Origin of the sequence: Photorhabdus kleinii (assembly GCF_025384885.1) — a bacterium.
In the GTDB taxonomy this organism is placed as follows: Bacteria; Pseudomonadota; Gammaproteobacteria; order Enterobacterales; family Enterobacteriaceae; genus Photorhabdus; species Photorhabdus kayaii.
This window is the reverse complement of record NZ_JAJAFY010000003.1, coordinates 146,270-165,960: the sequence shown is the minus strand read 5'-3', so window position 1 is coordinate 165,960 and position 19,691 is coordinate 146,270. Positions and strand designations below refer to the sequence as shown.

Sequence of the window (19,691 nt, the reverse complement as noted above, 5' to 3'; positions counted from 1 at the left end):
CATCTTTCAAAGGGATTATAGTATGTTTCTAGATAAAGTTGAACAGCTTGTTATTCCACTAAATCAACAGCAAAAGGAAATTTATCTTGATCATATAAATAGAGAGGATACCTCAGCGTTCAATATAGGCGGTTATGTTGAGATTAAACAATCTATTAATATAAAGAATCTCGAATGCGCCATAAAACACACTATCCAAGAACACGCTGTACTTCGATGCTCAATAGTTGATAAGTACTCAATGCCGCATCATGTTGATTCGGATACGCTAAAAGGTACAGTTGAGTTTGCTCATATTGTTCAAGACCATCACTTTGAGTTGTCTCATTTAGATCTTTCGGGTGAAGAAGAGGCGGAATATAAAGCTTTGGCTATTGTTGAACGGATATTCTCTGAGCCATTTAGATTATCACAGGATGTGCTTTATCGAGTCGGCTTAATTCAGTTGGCTGCAAATCGTTTCTGGCTATACTTTATTTCTCACCACATCATCATTGATGGTGTCGGTTATGCTAACTGGTTTCGAAGTATTTTCGACGCCTACCAGCAATTGGAACTGGGAAATACGCCTAAAGAAAACACGGGAGTACGGTTTCTCGATCTTGCGGCACAACCGTTACCTGAGAATTATAGTCAGCAACTCGCCAAAGCAGCTAAATACTGGAAAGAGTTGCTCCACCACTTGCCGGATGTGCCTTTCCAATGTAGGAAAGAAGGCTTTGGAACTGCTGATTCAAGAAAAAACAGCAGGCTTGTACACTTTATCAAACCTGATAGATATCAGTCATTTTTAACGAAGGCGAGTCAGTGCAATTTACCCATATCGCCACTTTTTATTACAGCTATTGCTTCTCTGGTAAACCGTATCAACCAAAGTGATGGGGTCCTTATCGGGACGCCTTTACATAATCGTACTACATCAGCTCAACGCAATATGGTTGGTTCGTTTATATCGATGCTACCGGTAATGTGCGTGCAAAATGAGCAGATGTCGGTGGCTGAATCAGTGGTAATGACAGCACGTACTATAAAAAGTGGCTATCGTTATCGCTCTTATCCTTCGAGTGCCTTATATAAGGATTTGTCTTTACGTGCTCAAGGTCGTGAACGTCTTTTTGATATTGTTTTTAACTATCAACAGATTGATTTTGATTTTAGTGCTAGTGGCTTGGATACGGAGACTCATTACCTTAGCCATGGACGTGAAGATATTCCTCTCACCGTTATATTATGTGATTACGGTGACAAGCAAAGCACTCAGCTTCAACTAGATTATCGTCATGATTATTTCTCGTCACATCAGGCTGAACATTTGTTGCAAAGCATTATGACTTTGGTTGAACAAATGATTGCACAGCCTGAAGCGTTATTAACTTCACTTGATCTGGTGAGTAAAGACGTTGAACAGGCGTTATGGCATCTTAGTCAATCGGCTGTGCCAGGAGAAAAACCTGTCTGTCCGACCATCACATTAGTGCATGAGCAAATTGAGCAATATGCAAAACGGCATCCTGATGCCATTGCTATCGTGGATGGCGAACGACAAATGTCTTACGCCGCATTGAACGATAAAGCCAATCAGTTAGCTAACTATTTAATTGAGCAGGGGGTTCGGCCTGATAGCCGTGTTGCTATTTGCTTGCCGCGTTCGAGCGAGATGGTCGTGGCGATGTTGGCGACGCTGAAAGCCGGAGCTGCTTATGTCCCTATGGACCCTGATTATCCCGATGGTCGTTTGCAGTTTATGCTGACCGATGCTGAACCTGTTGTTTGCATAACAGTGTCTTCCATTGCGTATCGATTCGCAGCATGCGAGATCACAACACTATTGCTGGATGATGCTCAGCTTAACGAACATTTGGCTTTGCGTTCTGTGGCAGACATATTTGCAAGCAATATTGGTTTACAGTTGGAACATCTGGCTTATGTGATTTATACCTCCGGCACAACGGGGCAGCCCAAAGGGGTGATGGTTGAACATAAACAGTTGAGTCATTTTGTTGCACACATTACAGAGTTTTATAGACTGACTGAACATGATAAGTTTTTGCAGTTTTCTTCGGTCAGCTTCGATATTTCCGTGGAAGAATGTTTCGGCTCCTTATGCAACGGCGGCACTCTGGTGTTACGAGCTGATGATATTCACTACGATTTTGATGCATTTTGGGCATTTTGCCGACACCATGAAATTTCGGTGACCAGTTTACCTACCGCTTTTTGGCATCAACTGGTGAATTACAGTCGTCAACCTATTGATTCTTCACTACGTTTAGTGATCTTAGGCGGCGAAATGGTTAAATCCGTTAGTGCTCGCGAATGGTTCGAGCGTGGTCCCGCTATCGAACTTATCAACACATACGGCCCGACCGAAACAACCGTAACCGCGTCTGCTTACTGCATGACATCCTTGGCTGATGTCACGGCGATGATCCCCATTGGTAAAGCTAATTATGGCACCCAGCTTTATATATTAGATACGAACTTAAAAAGTGTCCCATTAGGGTTTCAGGGGGAATTATATATTGGTGGAACAGGTGTAACACGTGGCTATCTTAACCGTGAACAAGATAGCGTGAAGTATTTTGTGGTTAATCCTTTTGGTTCGGGGCGACTTTACCGCACGGGAGATATCGTACGTCAGTTACCCGATGGTAATTTAGAATTTATTGGGCGCAATGATAACCAAGTAAAAATAAACGGTTTTCGTATTGAGCCGGAAGAAATCAGCAATCAATTAATGGATTATCCCGGCATTCATGAAGCGGTTGTCTATCCTCGACAGCTTGGCTCTGATGATCGACTGCAATTAATTGCTTACGTTGTTGCTGAAGGAACCATCAATATTAATGCCATTCGTCTGGCGATGAAGAACAAATTGGCTGATTACATGTTGCCTGTTGCCGTTGTGCAGTTAGAAAAATTACCCCTGACACAAAACGGCAAATTAGACTTTAAGCAATTGCCGCTACCACAAAAACAAGATTATAGTCAGCAGGAATTTGTTGCCCCTGAAGGCGAAGCTGAGCGGGTATTAGCACAACTGTGGCAGTCGTTATTAGTTTTAAAGAAAGTCAGTCGCCATGACAACTTTTTTGCCTTGGGCGGTCACTCTTTATTAATTATGTCAATGCGAGCAGAGTTGGCTCAACGTGGTTATGAACTGCCTATGCGCGCGATTTACCGAACTAACACGTTGGCGGAACTGGCATTACATTTATCTTGTGTCCGTAAGGATGAGGAAACGTTAACCCACCAAGAGGTGGCGGTTAACAAGCTTGCAGAGCATGTTGAACATATCACGTCTGATATGTTGGATATGGTGATTTTGAATGAAAAAGAGATCGCGGTTATTTGCCAACAAGTTGAGGGCGGCGCCAGTAACATACAAGATATTTACCCATTATCACCGTTGCAGGAAGGTATTTTCTTTCACCATCGAATGAATGAACAGCATGATACTTATATCATTCCCATTCTGATAAAGTTTACTCATGAGCAAAAGCTGACAGCATTTCTACATACGCTTGATAAGATAGTGGCACGTCATGATATTTTCCGCACCTCTATTCATTGGCATGATTTAACCACGCCAGTTCAGGTTGTTCATCGAACCGCTGCTGTTCCTTTACAATGGCAAGCTGTTGCTCCAGGTTTCTCAGCATTGGAAACGTTGGCGGAATTATCTGCTATTGAACACCACCATATGAAGCTGGATCGTGCGCCTATGATGCAAGCGATTGCGGCCAAAGATACGAAGACCGATGCGTGTTTTCTACTATTAAAGCAACATCATTTATTAAGTGATCATATTTCTGTCTTATTGCAAATTGCAGAAATGCACGCTTTGCTTGAAGATCCAAATGTATTATTGCCTACCCCGGTTCAATATCGTGAGTTTGTTGCTTATTCGTTAAGCGCTAATCAATCCAATAGCGGTGTTGATTACTTTAAAGCTAAACTGTCTGATGTTACTGAAACCACCGCGCCTTTCGGGTTATTAGATGTTTATAACGACGGATTGAAAATAGAGACTGCCAGAGAATGGGTCGGTCCGCGTTTAGCGCAACAGATTATTGGCCTGTCTATTCAACACTGCATCAGCGCTGCGAATATTTTTTATTTGGCTTGGGCGTTGGTGGTTGCCAAATGCAGCGGTAAATCCGATATTGTTTTTGGCTCCATGATGTCAGGACGACAGCAAGCTATTCATGGTAGTGATCGTATTCTGGGCATGTTGATCAATTTGTTGCCTATACGCATCAATTTGGCGGATTTGTCGGTAAGCGAAGCATTAAGGCAGATTCATGATGAGCTAATTGAATTAGCCGACTATGAGCATTTTCCGCTTTCCGAGGCATTACGTTACAGTGCTTTGCCTGGCGGTACGCCCTTGTTTACCAGTTTGTTGAATTTCAGTCATAAAAGTGAATTAGCTGTTGCCAACCAAAGCCATCATTTTGAAATGATAGGCACTAAAGAGTACACCAACTATCCGTTAGAAATGGGCGTTGAGCAACTCGATAATGATTTCATAATGCAAGTTCATGTTGAATCACAAGTCGGGGCGGATAATGTTCTGACTTATATGAGAACAGCATTGGAGGCTATTATTCATGCGTTTGGTCAAGCTCCGCAAACACCATTACTGACATTATCTATAACGCCTATCAGCGAACAACAGCGGATTATTAACGAATTCAATAGCCCTGTAGTTGCTTATGATAAAACAGTGGCGATTCATCAACGCTTTGAACATCAGGTAGCAAAAACACCTGCGGCCATTGCTGCTGTATGTGATACACATCGCATCACTTATGCTGAACTTAATCAGCGCGCTAATCAACTGGCTCACTACTTGATAGAACAAGGAGCGGTACGCAATCATATTGTTGCTATCTATGCCGAACGTTCCATTGAGTTTGTCATTGCCATACTTGGCATTATGAAAGCTGGCGCTGCTTACGTTCCTTTGGACCCGACTAATCCACCTGAGCGTTTGTCGTATATGTTGGCTGACTCTGGGGTTAATGTGGTTTTAACTCAAAGCCATTTAAATGGGTTAACTTTCAATAATCAGAAACGTTTTCGGTTGGATGTGGACTGGCCTTCATTGGATCATTACCCAAATACTCACCCAGAGGTTAAGTGTTATCCTGATGATCTGGCTTATATGATTTATACTTCCGGTTCTACTGGCAAACCTAAAGGTGCGTTGGTGCACCATGCCGGGGCTTTGAATCATATTGATGCCGAATTTGATGTTCTCGGTTTTATGGGGCGTCATAACCAACTGTTACCACGTAACTTTCTACAAAGTGCAGCTTCTTCTTCCGATGTATCTGTGTGGCAATTTCTGGCGCCTTTGTTAAGTGGCGGCAAAACAATCATCCTGCCTGATGCGATGGATTTGCCTGAATATGTTCGTGTGTTGCAAGACGAACATATTCATCTGATTCAAACCGCGCCGTCCGTGTTGAAAATATTATTAGAACACTTGCTTAGTCAGGGTGAGGCAGCAACGCCATTGCCGGATCTGAAATGGTTAATGATTATTGCTGAACCTTGTCCTGTGCCTTTGGTTAATCGCTGGTTGCAATATTACCCTGAGATTCCGGTGATGAATGGTTACGGGCCTAGCGAAGCATCGGACGATATTACCTATTTTATTATTGACAAACCACTAGAAGAGCGGGTTAAAAATATTCCTATAGGCAAGCCGTTGCCAAACCTGACCATGTATGTTCTGGATCAACATATGCAAATTCTGCCGACTAATGTTATTGGCGAATTATGTGTGTCCGGTGTTGGTGTGGGCAAAGGTTATTGGAATAAACCTGAAAAAACGGCAGAAAGTTTTAAAGATAATCCCTTCCACACCATGAACGGGCATGGGGCCCGGCTTTATCGCACCGGCGATTTAGGTTATTGGGACGCTAAAGGCAATCTGGAACTCGTTGGGCGGATTGATAATCAGGTAAAAGTTCGTGGTTTTCGTGTTGAACTGGGGGAAATTGAGTCGGCTTTGGTGAAGTTACCCCAAGTGGCGGAAGCAGTGGTACTCGTTCATAAAGACAGAGCGGGTGAGAATTGCTTGGTCGCTTATCTAGTATTAACTGCAAATGTTGCTCAGATCGAGCAGATTATTAACAACATTAAGCAGGGATTAAGTCATCACTTACCGGATTATATGATCCCCGGCTACTACGAAATTCTGGATAAGATGCCATTGAATGCGGCGGATAAAATTAATCGTCATGCATTGCCGAAGCCTTGTTTAGTCAATCATCACGTTGAGTGGGTTGAACCTGCCAACAAGATCGAGCGAGCATTAGCCGGTATTTGGCAATCAGTACTCAATGTTAACCGGGTTGGTCGAAACGACAACTTTTTCTACCTCGGCGGCCACTCTTTATTGGTTATTCGGGTCATTTCAAAAATACGTGCAGAACTTGGACGGGAAATTGCCGTTAAAGCTATTTTTGATCATCCAACGCTTGCCGAGCTTGCGGTTATGCTTGAACAGCGGGCGGTGACGACAGTGGATTCGATTTCCAAACAGCCACGAACCGGTGAGTTACTGCCTCTGTCATTTGCGCAAGAACGCTTGTGGATTCTTAGCCAAATTGATCAAAGTAGTGCGGAATACAATATGCCGATTGCATTTGCTGTTGAGGGCGAATTTGATGTTGGCGTAGCTGAACTCGCACTTAATCAAATCATCGAGCGTCATGAAATATTACGTACGGTCTACATTAAGAAAGATGGCAAACCGTTCCAGAAAATTTTATTTGGGAGAAACCTGACGCTTAATTATATTGATTTAACCTGTATGCCTAAGGAGCAACAAAGTCAGCATGTAGCTGAATTAATGGAAAAAGACGCTAAACAAATTTTTGATCTAAGCCGCGATTTAATGATTCGAGCTACCTTTATTCAACGTCAAGTCAATAATGGCGTATTGCTATTTAATGCTCATCATATTGCGTCTGACGGCTGGTCTGAAGATATTCTTACCCATGAGTTTATTGCTTATTATGATGCTTTACGCAATGGGAATAATGTCGAAATAAAGGAACTTGATATTCAATATGCTGATTTTGCAGTTTGGCAACGTGACAGGTTGCAAAGTGAGTATTTAGCGTCGCAGATCAGCTATTGGAAGCGGCAGTTGGATGAGATATCACCAGTACACGGTTTACCGCTGGATAGACCGAGGCCTAAGGTAAGACAACATCAAGGTGCCGTGGTGACAGGCTCATTGCCGGAGGAGACGACGCAAGCACTTGTCAGTTTGGCCAAACAACATCAACTGACTCCGTTCATGCTGTTCCATGCTGCATTGGCATTATTACTATCTCGTCACAGCAACAGCCATGACATTGTGATAGGTACGCCGGTGGCGAACCGTTTGCAGGCAGAGCTGGAAACGCTTATTGGCTTCTTTGTCAACACCTTGATATTACGAGTGGATACTAGGCACGCGATGCTTAGTGATTACCTTTCTCATGTCAAACAGGTACATCTGGATGCTCAGGCCAATCAAGACGTGCCGTTTGAACAACTGGTTGAACAGTTACAAGTAACAAGGAGTACAGCATATACGCCATTGTTCCAAATCATGTTGACGACCGATACAGATTATGGACTGACTAGTGACGTTGGCGAGGTGACCTTCAGCCTGCCGGGGATGAAGCTGAATTCAATAGCTCCGAACCATATCCAAACCAAGTTTGATCTCAATATTGACTTGAGTATTAGTGAGCATAGATTGCATTTGTACTGGGTCTATGACACCAGCTTGTTCAGTCATGAACATATTGAGCAGCTCAATGATCACCTGTCACGTTTACTGATAGGGCTGGCCGAAGCGACGAAGGCTGATGACGATACACGGGTTTCGCTTGCCAGTTTGCCGATGCTGTCAAATGTGGAGATCGAGTACCTGCGGCATACTCTCAATGATACTTATGTAGAATATCCAAAGAACCAATGTATCCATGAGCTGTTTGAACAACAGGCCGAAGAAAACCCCGATAACATTGCGCTGGAGTGCGGTGATCGCCAATTGACTTACAGGCAGCTCAATGAAAAATCCAACCAGTTGGCGCACTATCTGTTGGAACACCACGCTATTGAACCGGATACGCTAGTAGGTTTATGCGTGGCGCGTTCACTGGAGATGGTAATTGGCATTTTGGCGATCCTCAAGGCGGGGGGAGCTTATGTGCCGCTGGACCCAAGATATCCTCAAGAACGTCTGGGTTACATGTTGGAAGATGCACAGCTTGAGGTAGTGCTTATCCAGTCGCACTTGGAGCAGGTACTGCCAGACTTCAACGGTTATCGGGTGATATTAGATAATCTTGGCAGTGCGAGTAGTCAAATCAGCACAGCATACCGCCACTATCCTACTACTAATCTGGATAAGCATTCATTGGCGTTGACTGCCGGTCATCTGGCCTATGTAATTTACACCTCAGGATCAACGGGTAAACCTAAAGGGGTGATGATTGAGCATAGTAATACCATTGCCATGCTCAGTTGGGCTCGTTCGCAATATACCAAGGAGGACATTGCTTGTGTTCTCATGTCAACGTCTCTGAACTTTGATTTATCAATATTTGAACTATTTTTACCTTTAGTTTCGGGTACACGGGCGTGTATTGTTGAGGACATTCTGGTTCTACATCAAGGCATTGACCGCAAGGTGACTCTGATAAATACAGTACCTTCGGCAATGAACTCTCTGGTTGAACAAAATGCGATACCGAGGGGGACTAGGGTTATTAATTTGGCCGGCGAGGCGTTATCTGCAAATTTGGTCAATGCAATATATAAGAAAAATCAAGGTGTAACAGTTTATAACTTATATGGGCCGTCAGAGGATACGACATATTCTACTTGGGCGAAATTGGATTCTCCCGTGCACACCACACCGGCTATTGGCAGGATTATTAGCAATAGTCAGGCTTATATTTTGGATAAAGAGCAGCAACTTGTGCCTTACGGCTCTACGGGGGAGCTTTATATCGGCGGCGCGGGCTTAGCCCGTGGTTATCTCAATCGTCCTGAACTCACGAAGGAACGCTTCGTTGCCAACCCATTGCATGATCTGGCCAATATCAATAGTAGTGAGCGTTTGTATAGAACCGGTGATTTGGTGCGCTACCTGTCAGACGGTAATTTGGAGTTCGTTGGTCGTATTGATGATCAGGTGAAAATCCGTGGTTTCAGAATAGAGTTGGGTGAGATTGAATATCAACTCAATCAGCAGGCCGGAGTGAATTCGTCTCTGGTGCTGGTCAAGACAACTTTGACAGGCGACAAACAACTGGTTGCCTATATCAAACAGGTATCGGATAAGCTGACGAATGAGAGGGAGCGTGCAGAGGAATGGCAGCAGGCTCAAGCTCAGTTTATTCAGGGTATCAAACCTGCATTAGCCAAGTCCTTGCCAGACTACATGATACCGTCAGTCATGGTGGTGGTTGAAGAATGGCCGTTGACGCCTAATGGCAAGATTGACCGTAAGAGGCTGCCTGAACCCAATACAGAGCATGATAAAAGCGATAATTTTATTGAACCGGTTGGTGAAACGGAAATCTCTTTGGCGGCAATTTGGCAAAGGGTACTGAATGTCAAACAAATATCGCGTAACGATAACTTTTTTGAACTAGGTGGTCACTCATTATTGGCAATCAAATTAGTCACGGAAATCAATGCTGCATTTGTCATTGAACTTGGTGCTATGCAGGTTTTCCAGACACCTCTCTTGCATGAGCTTGCAGAATTAATCTGCAACCAGCAATTACAAGGACAAATCCAAAATGAGCTTGAAACGGCAGGTGAAGAGGGGTGGTTATGATGGACATGTTTAAATTAGTTAAAGACGCTTATGAGCAGGGTGTATTGCTATTCAGTAAAGAGGGTAAGTTAGGGTTTAAGCTAAAGGGGGCTGATTTCCCCGATGAACTAAAAGCCAGGATTAAAGCACACAAAGTTGAGCTGATTGATTTTCTCGATAAAGGCAGAATGGATATCCCTGGCAATGAAATGGTGATTGAACCGGCTTTTCGAACCCAAGAGTTGCCTCTAAGTTCTTCACAGCAACGGATCTGGTTTATCGAGCAGTTTGGCGGTGGGAGTACCGCCTACAACATGGTGTCAGCCTATACGGTAAGCGGTGAATTTGAATTGGCGGCGGCGAATCTGGCCTTGCAAACCATCATAGATCGACACGAAGTGCTGCGTACTGTTTACCACAGCGATGAAAATGGAACCTGGCAGGTTATCAAGCCGGAGTGGTCATTCGAGATAGCCCAATCAGATATCCATGATATAGGCGAAGCCGGGCAAGAGGCGTGGGTTGAGCAGGCCATTCAGGATGAAATGACCTACCGATTTGATTTGGCTCAGGATGTGATGGTGCGTTGTCGCTATATCAGCACTTCGATGAAGCAGGGCGTGCTGTTATTTAACATGCATCATATTGCTTCCGATGGTTGGTCGATGGGGATATTGGTTAAAGAGTTTGTGAGCTTGTATCAGGCTTATCGCCAAGGTCGGGCTAACCCGTTACCGGCGCTGGAGATTCAGTATGCCGATTATGCGGTCTGGCAGCGCAGCCCGGAGAGAGAAGCTCAGTTAGCGGCAGGGTTAGCATATTGGCAGCAACAGTTGTCGGATTTACCCCCAGTACACGGGATGCCTCTGGATTACGCGCGACCAACCAATCAAACCAGTCATGGCGGCAGTTATGAATTTAGCCTGAACAACGCAGTTAGCCGAGGGTTGCAGCAACTGGCGCTGGCGCAGGGTTGCACGCTTTTTATGGTATTGCATGCGGCGTTTACGGTACTGCTCGGTCGTCACAGCGGGCAACGGGATATTGTGGTGGGAACCCCGGTAGCTAACCGTTTGCAGATATCATTAACGCCGTTGATAGGCTGCTTTATGAATACGCTGGTGTTGCGCAGCGAGTGTGATCTCGAACAATCATTCATCGATTACCTAGGCTCGGTCCGGGAGATAAACCTGACTGCCCAGCGGCATCAAAATGTCCCATTTGAATTATTAGTGGAGAGATTGCAGCCGGAACGCAGCACCAGTTATTCACCGTTATTCCAAATCATGTTTTCTATGAATACGAATGACCGTGTGGAATTGCAACTGGAAGGGGTAAGTTTGCAGCCGCGGCCGGAACAGATCCGCAATGTGATGTATGAATTGACGTTCGAGGCCCAGCAAACAGAGGAAGGTCTGACTTTTAGTTTCGAGTACAACATGAATTTGTTTGCAGAGGAGACAATAAAGCGGCTGGCGGCGCGTTTTACGACTTTGCTGATGGGCATAGTGGCCTCTCCGACCGAAAAGCTTGGCGATTTGGCGCTGTTGCCGTCGGAAGAGCAGGATTATCTGCTGCACAATTTGAACCAGACCGCAGTAGAGTATGACCGTAGCCAATGCATTCATGAGCGGATAGAAGCATTTGCTGAACGAACGCCGGATGCCATTGCGCTGATCTTTGGCGACCAACAGTTGACTTATGCTCAACTCAATGTCCGCGCTAATCAGTTAGCGCATCAATTAAGAGCTCAGGGCGTTTCAACGGGTGGACGAGTTGCTGTGTTGTTGCACAGAGGCATCGACATGGTTACCGCATTATTGGCAGTGATGAAAGCAGGCGCTGCGTATGTTCCGGTTGATCCCAGCTTTCCTGCCGACAGAGTGCGGTATATGCTCCGCGATGCGGCGCCACAATGTATTATAAGCAACCGCGAATGTGCATCACGATTAGTCGGTTTTGCGGAACTCACCTGCTTACTGGATCACCTTGATCTTAGCCAATCACCCACCACAAATATTCCTAAACAGTCGATCGGTTTAGCAGCATCTGCTCTGGCCTACGTGATTTACACCTCGGGTTCTACGGGCAAGCCCAAAGGTGTGATGGTCAGCCACTCTGCGGTTAATAACTTCTTGATCTCAATGCAAGATAACTTGCAGTGTGTGGCACAGGACAATATTTTAGCCATCACGACTATTTCTTTTGATATTGCCGTGTTAGAGCTCTATCTGCCTTGGTTGTCTGGTGCCGCTTGTGTAGTGGCGGCGCAGCAGGATGTGACTGATCCCGCCAGGCTGATTGCGCTACTCGAACAACATGACATTTCGCTGTTACAAGCCACGCCAACGACTTGGAATATGTTGCTTGAATCAGGCTGGCAGGGGCGCTCGTCGTTAAAAATGATCAGTGGTGGCGAGGCTTTGCCATTAGCGACAGCAACGGCATTATTGAGCAAAGGCAACGCGCTCTGGAATATGTACGGGCCGACAGAAACCACGGTTTGGTCAACCATTGCGAAACTGGACGCACAACGGCTTGAACAGCAACTTGTTACTATCGGATTACCGTTAAACAACACCACAATTTATTTACTTGATGAACAGTTAAAACCGGTGCCTTTTGGGGCGGAGGGAGAGCTATACATTGGCGGTGATGGGCTTGCTGAAGGTTATTTCAAACGTGAAGATCTGACTGCTGAGAGATTCATTAACTTGACATTTTCTGACGGTTTAACCGCCAGGGTTTATAAAACGGGTGATCTTGCCCGTTACACGACAGAAGGTTCACTTGTGTATTTGGGCAGAAATGATTACCAAGTGAAATTACGGGGCCACCGAATTGAACTTGGCGAAATTGAACAGGTTATCAACCTGTTTCCACAAATAACTCGTTCTGTTGTGGTTGCGCTAAACGATCAGCAAACACAACAGTATCTCGCGGGTTATGTGGTCGCCGAGCAACAAATTGATATTGATGCGCTACGTCAACATCTTGAACAGAAATTGCCGGCCTATATGTTGCCTAGGGCAATTATTCAGCTCGAAACATTGCCGCTTACGTTAAATAACAAGATTGATCGCAAAGCGCTTCCGGCACCGCAAGACAGTGATATCGCTATTAAAGCCAGTACGCCACCTATCGGCGAGACAGAAGAAGCACTGGCAGCTATTTGGTGCGAAATGCTCGGTATTGAGCAAATAGGCCGGGATGACAACTTTTTTATGGCTGGAGGCCACTCATTAATTGCGACTAAGGTGATCACAAAGATTAATGAGCAGTGTCAATGCCATTTACAGGTAAGAGATATCTTTGAGGCTGCAACGGTGGCTTTACTGGCAGAAAGAGTGCCTTATGCAGCGTCGGATAAGCGTTATCAGACGATTCCTATTATTGAACGCAAGACAAATTTATTACCGCAATCTTATGCTCAACAACGGATCTGGTTTATTGAGCAGTTTGGCGGTGATAGCACCGCCTACAACATGGTGTCAACCTATACGGTAAGCGGTCAATTTGAACTGGCGGCCGCGAATCAGGCTCTGCAAACCATCATAGATCGGCACGAAGTGCTGCGTACTGTTTACCACAGCGATGAAAATGGAACCTGGCAGATTATCAAGCCGGAGTGGTCGTTTGGGATAGCTCAATCGGATATCAGTGATATAGGCAAAGCTGAGCAAGAAGCGCGGATTGAACAGGCCATTCAGCATGAAATGACCTACCGATTTGATTTGGCACAGGATGTGATGGTGCGTTGTCACTACATCAGCACCTCGATAGAGCAAGGTGTGCTGTTATTTAACATGCATCATATCGCTTCTGATGGCTGGTCAATGGGGGTATTGGTTAAGGAATTTACGAGTTTGTACCGGGATTATCGTCAAGGCCGAACTAACCCGTTACCGGCGCTGGAGATTCAGTATGCCGATTATGCGGTCTGGCAACACAGTGCAGAAGGAGCATCTCAGTTAGCGGCAGGGTTAGAATATTGGCAGCAACAGTTATCGGATTTACCCCCGGTACACGGGGTGCCTCTGGATTACGTGCGACCAGCCAACCAAACCAGTCATGGCCGCAGTTATGAATTTAGTCTGGACAATGAGGTTAGCAAAGGGTTGCAGCAACTGGCGCTGACACAAGGGTGCACTCTTTTTATGGTGTTGCATGCGGCGTTTACGGTACTGCTCGGTCGTCACAGCGGGCAACGAGATATTGTGGTGGGAACCCCGATAGCTAACCGTTTGCAGACATCATTAACGCCGTTGATAGGCTGTTTTATAAATACGCTAGTATTGCGCAGCGAGTGTGAGCTGGAGCGATCGTTTATCGATTACCTGAGATCGGTCCGGGAGGTAAACCTGTCTGCCCAGCGGCATCAAAATGTCCCGTTTGAGTTATTAGTGGAACGGTTGCAGCCGGAACGTAGCACCAGTTATTCACCGTTGTTCCAAATCATGTTTTCTATGAATACGAATGACAGTGTGGCGCTGCAATTGGAAGAGGTCAGTTTGTGTCCGAGGCCGGAGCAGACCCGCAATGCAATGTATGAATTGACACTGGATGCTAGCCAAACAGAGGAAGGTCTGACTTTTAATTTCGAGTACAACACGGATTTGTTTGCAGAGGAGACAATAAAGCGGCTGGTGGTACGTTTTACGACCTTGTTGATGAGCATAGTGGCTTCTCCATCCGAAAAGCTTGGCAATTTGGATCTGTTGCCACCGGAAGAACAGGATTACCTGCTGCATCGTTTGAACCAGACAGCAGTGGAGTATGACCGTAGCCAATGTATCCATGAGCGGATAGAAGCGTTTGCAGAGCAAACGCCGGATGCCATTGCGCTGGTCTTTGGTGACCAACAGTTGACTTATGCACAGCTTAATGCCAGAGCTAATCAGTTGGCACATTATTTGGTTGTTCAGGGTGCCAAACCGGATTCAATGATTGCGATATGTATTGAACGAAGTATTGACATGATTGTATCGGTACTGGCCATCTTGAAATCGGGTAGTGCCTATTTGCCTCTTGATCCTGCGTATCCGCAAGAAAGGCTTGCTTATATTATTGATGATGCACAGCCTTTGATGGTAATAACCAATAGCCATAACAGCAAGTTATTGCCTGAAAATAGTCCATTTAGCATTGATGTGACGACAACCTCGTTTGCCGGGCTCTCAACCGATAATATTCCCGCCACTGAATTAGGTTTGTGTTCTACCCACTTGGCCTATGTTCTCTATACCTCAGGTTCTACGGGCATGCCGAAAGGTGTGATGATTGAACATCAGGCATTGATGAATCTGGTGGTGGGGCTTGCGGATGCCTATCTTTATTCAAAGCAGGATCGGGTACTGCAATTTGCCGCCCTCAGTTTTGATATGTCTATCGAAGAGATATTTGGCGCCCTTGGTAATGGCAGTACTTTAGTCTTACGTGGCGAAGATTGGTTGATGGATGTCGCCACTTTCTGGCAAAGATGCCGGGAATACCAGATCAGCGCGGTGAATTTGCCAACCACGTTCTGGCACGAAGTAGTCAGTGAAGAGACGGTATTGGTCCCTGAGCATATTCGCCAAATCAGTGTCGGAGGCGAGCAGATTAAGCCGGATAAAGTGGTTGCATGGTATCAGCGGCCAGGGCATTTACCCCGTTTAGTCAATGCCTATGGGCCAACTGAATACACGGTCAATACTTGCATTGCCTACGATTTTCAGGGAGACACCCTCAGTATTGGGCGCCCAATTCAAAATACGGCGATCTTCTTGTTGGACAAAAACCAACAGCTTGTGCCTTTTGGTGCTGTTGGTGAAATTTGTGTCGCGGGTGATGGTGTTGCGCGGGGCTATATCAACAAAGAGCAATTAACCCGTGAACGATTTATTGATAATCCTTTTGTAAGCCGCTATCCAAAGCTCTATCGAACTGGCGACTTGGGACGTTACTCATTGGCAGGGGATATTCAATATTACGGGCGTGATGACCATCAGGTTAAGATCCGTGGATTCCGTATTGAGTTAGGGGAGATAGAAACAAGGTTGCGTAGCCTGCCTACCATTCGCGATGCGGTTGTCATTGCTCGAGAGGATGAATCGGCTCACAAGTATCTGGCAGCATATATTACCCTTGATGGACAGAAGAAAATTGCTGAGATCCGGCACCTATTAAGTCAGCAACTACCGAGCTATATGGTCCCCGCCGCTTTTGTGGTGCTAGAGGAGATACCGCTTACCGCCAACCGTAAAGTGGATCGTAAAGCACTGCCTAAACCAGATTTTGTTGCTCAGGGGGAAATTGAATATATCGCGCCGGCCACTGAACAGGAGACACTGCTAGCTGAAATTTGGCGAACACTGTTTGGATTGGCGCAAATCAGTGCTGTTGCCAACTTCTTTGAGTTGGGTGGACACTCGTTGTTGAGCATGAAGATGCTATCCCATCTTAAAAAGCAGGGTTATCGATTGGATATTCGGGCCTTATTTGAATACCCGAAATTGCGGGATATGGCAAAACAACTTTACGATCCACTACAGGCAACCGAGCAGCAATCACCGCTGTTGACAGCCCATGAAGCACTGGAAAGTAGAGTTTCCCTGTCGGAAACTGAGCGGGCCTTGATCGTATCTCAGTCGCCGGGAGGTGAGCAAAATATTGTTGGCATTTATCCTTTGGCGCCATTACAGGAAGGGATCTTGTTCCATCACATGATGTGTGAGCAATCTGACCTTTATGTGACGCCGATGCTGTATTCATTTCCGTCAAACACCGCGATGGAAAGCTTTATTGGAGCATTGGATAAAATAGTACAGCGACATGATGCGCTGCGAACCGGAATTTTTTGGAAAGGCATTGATGAACCGGTGCAGGTTATCTACAAAGAGGCACCATTGCCGGTGGTTGACATCGATTTGAGGGATGATGTTGATATCCAGCAGCTGTTAGCGCAGTTTATGGAACCATCACAACAATGGATGGATGTTACCCAGGCACCGTTGGTCAGAGTAACCCGGTTTATCGACCGCCAGCAAAAGCAGCGCTATGTTATGGTGCAGGAGCATCACCTGATAAGTGATCATGTGTCATTGGAGATTATTCAAGAAGAGTTGCTGGCTATCTTGGCAGGTGATGAAAAATCACTGCCGGCAGCGTTGAGTTATCGGGAGTTTGTTCTAAATGCTATCAGCCAAACCGACACGAAAGCGGCGCAGCAGTTTTTTACCGAGCAGTTGGCTGGGGTTGATGAAATCACGGCGCCCTTTGGGATCACAAGTGGAATGGTTGACAATAACTTATTCACTGAAATCCAAGTTGGCTTGCCTGCGGATTTATCCGCACAGATTCGTCGGTCTTCTTCTGCATGGCGGATAAGCCCTGCGCTTATTTTTCACATGGCATGGGCATTGGTTCTGGCAAAAACCAGCGGCACTAAAGATGTCATATTCGGTACTGTATTATCTGGTCGCTTGCAGGGGGTTGATCATGTTGAGCGAGTCGTTGGTTTATTCGTCAATACCTTGCCACTGCGTGTTGATTTGAGTCAGTTGAGCGTTGATCAGTTAATGCAGGAAATGCAACAGAAACTGGCTAGCTTGCTACAATTCGAGCAAGTACCGACTGCGATTGCTGAACAGTGTAGCAAATTGGCCGGTTCTAGCCGTTTATTCGACAGTATCTTGAATTACCGTCACTCCGAAGTGAGTGGCGAGACAAGTGAGCTTAACCAGCTTTGGCAAAAAACCGGCATTGAGTTAGTTAATGTAAAAGAACGTACCAATTACCCGATTACCCTATCCATTGACGATTTTGGTGATGATTTTTCTGTTGCAGCCCAAATTGACAGTCGATTTGATGCTGAACGCTTGGTGGCGTATCTCATCAATGCTAGCAGGCAACTTGTTGCTGCTTTACAAAGTCAGGAACAGGTTGCCGCACTGTCACTCGACATCCTTGATGCTGAGGAACGAGCGTTCCTGCTGCATTCGTTAAATCAAACGGTATTACCGTATGACAACTCACAAACTCTGATTGATAGATTCGAAACCCAAGTTGAGGCGACTCCCGATGAGATTGCGTTGAATTTTAATGGCGAGACCATGACGTACCGTGAGTTAAATCAGCGAACCAATCAACTCGCGCAGTCTCTCCTGAACCGTGGGGCGAAAGTGAATACTCCCGTCGTGATGTTCATTGAACGCTCCTTCGAGATGGTCATCACTGTTATCGCCATCTTAAAAACGGGCGCCGGTTATGTGCCACTGGATACCTCATTACCGACAGAACGCTTAAACATCATTCTTAGTGATCTGTCTGATGAGATCTTAGTAACGACGTGCGCCTTGAATGATAGGATTGCGGTAAAACGCCAGAAAATGGTGTTATTGGATGACCCTTGCACAGCAGAGATACTGGACAAACAGCCAATCAGTAATTTGGCTATCGAATCCTCTCTGGATGACCTCGGTTACGTGCTCTATACCTCAGGTTCAACGGGTAAGCCTAAGGCGATTGAAATGTCACAGCGGGCGCTGAGCAATTTATTACAAGGTATTAGCCAGCTTGAACCCGCGCTTGCGGGGCCGAACCGTTGGTTACAATTCTCATCAATCGGTTTTGATCTCAGTTTTGAAGACATATTCATGCCGCTGTTGTCCGGGGGTTCAGTACAGCTTATTGATAAATCGACTCAGTTGGATATCCGGCTGCTCGCGAAGCAAATCCAGCAAGCGCAACTTCAAGTTCTGAACTTACCTTATGTGGTATTGCAGAATTTGGCTGAATATAGCGGTGTCAATGGGCTACAGTTCCTCGAATTAAGGGTGATTGTTTCGAGCGCTGAAAGGCTCAAAATCACGGCGGCCATCAGACAATTTTTCACGACACATCGTCACTGTACGTTAGTGAACCACTATGGCCCGGCAGAGACTCATGTCGTAACGTCTAAGACATTACAGGGAGAACCTGCTTCATGGCCTGATTTGCCGACGATTGGCCGATCATTGCCTAACGTGGCCGGTTATATTTTGGATGAGTATTTGCAGCCTGTCCCGATGGGCGCCATCGGCGAACTGTATTTGGCTGGGGACTGTTTATCAAGAGGCTATTATCAGCAGCCCCAGCTTACCGCAGAGCGTTATCTTGATTGCGATTGGGTTCTTGGGAAACGAGTGTATCGAACCGGGGACTTAGCCAGCTTTCATCAAAACGGTGAAATCAACTACTTTGGCCGCAACGACCATCTGGTCAAGATCCGTGGGTTCAGAATTGAACTCGGTGATATCGAAGCCCAATTGAGTAAGTTCGATGGAATAACCGGAACCGTAGTCATTGCTATTGATACAGAAGCCGGTGATAAGCAGCTTATCGCTTATTTTATCGCGGCTAACCCATTGGATTTATCCGAAATTAAAACCTATTTATCGGCTAGCTTACCTGATTACATGTTGCCATCTGCGTATGTGCAGATGGCGGCTTTTCCGCTGAATACCAATGGCAAAGTGGATCGCAGCCGCCTTCCACAACCTGGAGCAGAAAACTTTGTAAAAGCCAGATACATCGCGCCAGTGACTGAACTGGAACAAAGCGTTGCGAAAATTTGGCAGGGGTTGTTGCAGCAAGACAGGGTAAGCATGGCCGACAGCTTTTTTGATTTAGGTGGTCATTCCTTATTAGCTATGAAGCTAATTTCTCGAATTGAACAGGCATTTTCCGTTGGCGTACCGATTGCGATCGTGTTTGAGAGATCAAGATTAGAACAGTTATGTGATTGGCTTGAAAAAGAAATGGTTATTCAACGCAACAAGTCAATTGGAGCTGTAGTGGAAGAATATGAGGTAACCGAGTGGTGATT

2 protein-coding genes are annotated in these 19,691 nt (G+C 45.7%); both read left to right on the top strand.

Annotated features, from left to right (window positions below; all coding sequences use genetic code 11):
* The first annotated feature begins 22 nt into the window (after positions 1-22).
* Entirely contained in the window at positions 23-9,865 is a 9,843-nt protein-coding gene (locus LG003_RS03710; protein ID WP_262980177.1) for a non-ribosomal peptide synthetase, read from the top strand.
* Positions 9,862-19,689, top strand: a complete 9,828-nt coding sequence (locus tag LG003_RS03705) for a non-ribosomal peptide synthetase (protein WP_262980176.1) — start codon at positions 9,862-9,864, stop codon at positions 19,687-19,689. Before LG003_RS03710 ends, LG003_RS03705 begins: the two co-directional genes overlap by 4 nt.
* The last annotated feature ends 2 nt before the right edge of the window (positions 19,690-19,691 follow it).

Excerpts from the sequence above, each read along its gene's own strand:
- LG003_RS03705 (WP_262980176.1), top strand. The coding sequence starts at position 9,862 with ATGATGGACATGTTTAAATTAGTTAAAGACGCTTATGAGCAGGGTGTA.
- LG003_RS03710 (WP_262980177.1), top strand. The coding sequence starts at position 23 with ATGTTTCTAGATAAAGTTGAACAGCTTGTTATTCCACTAAATCAACAG.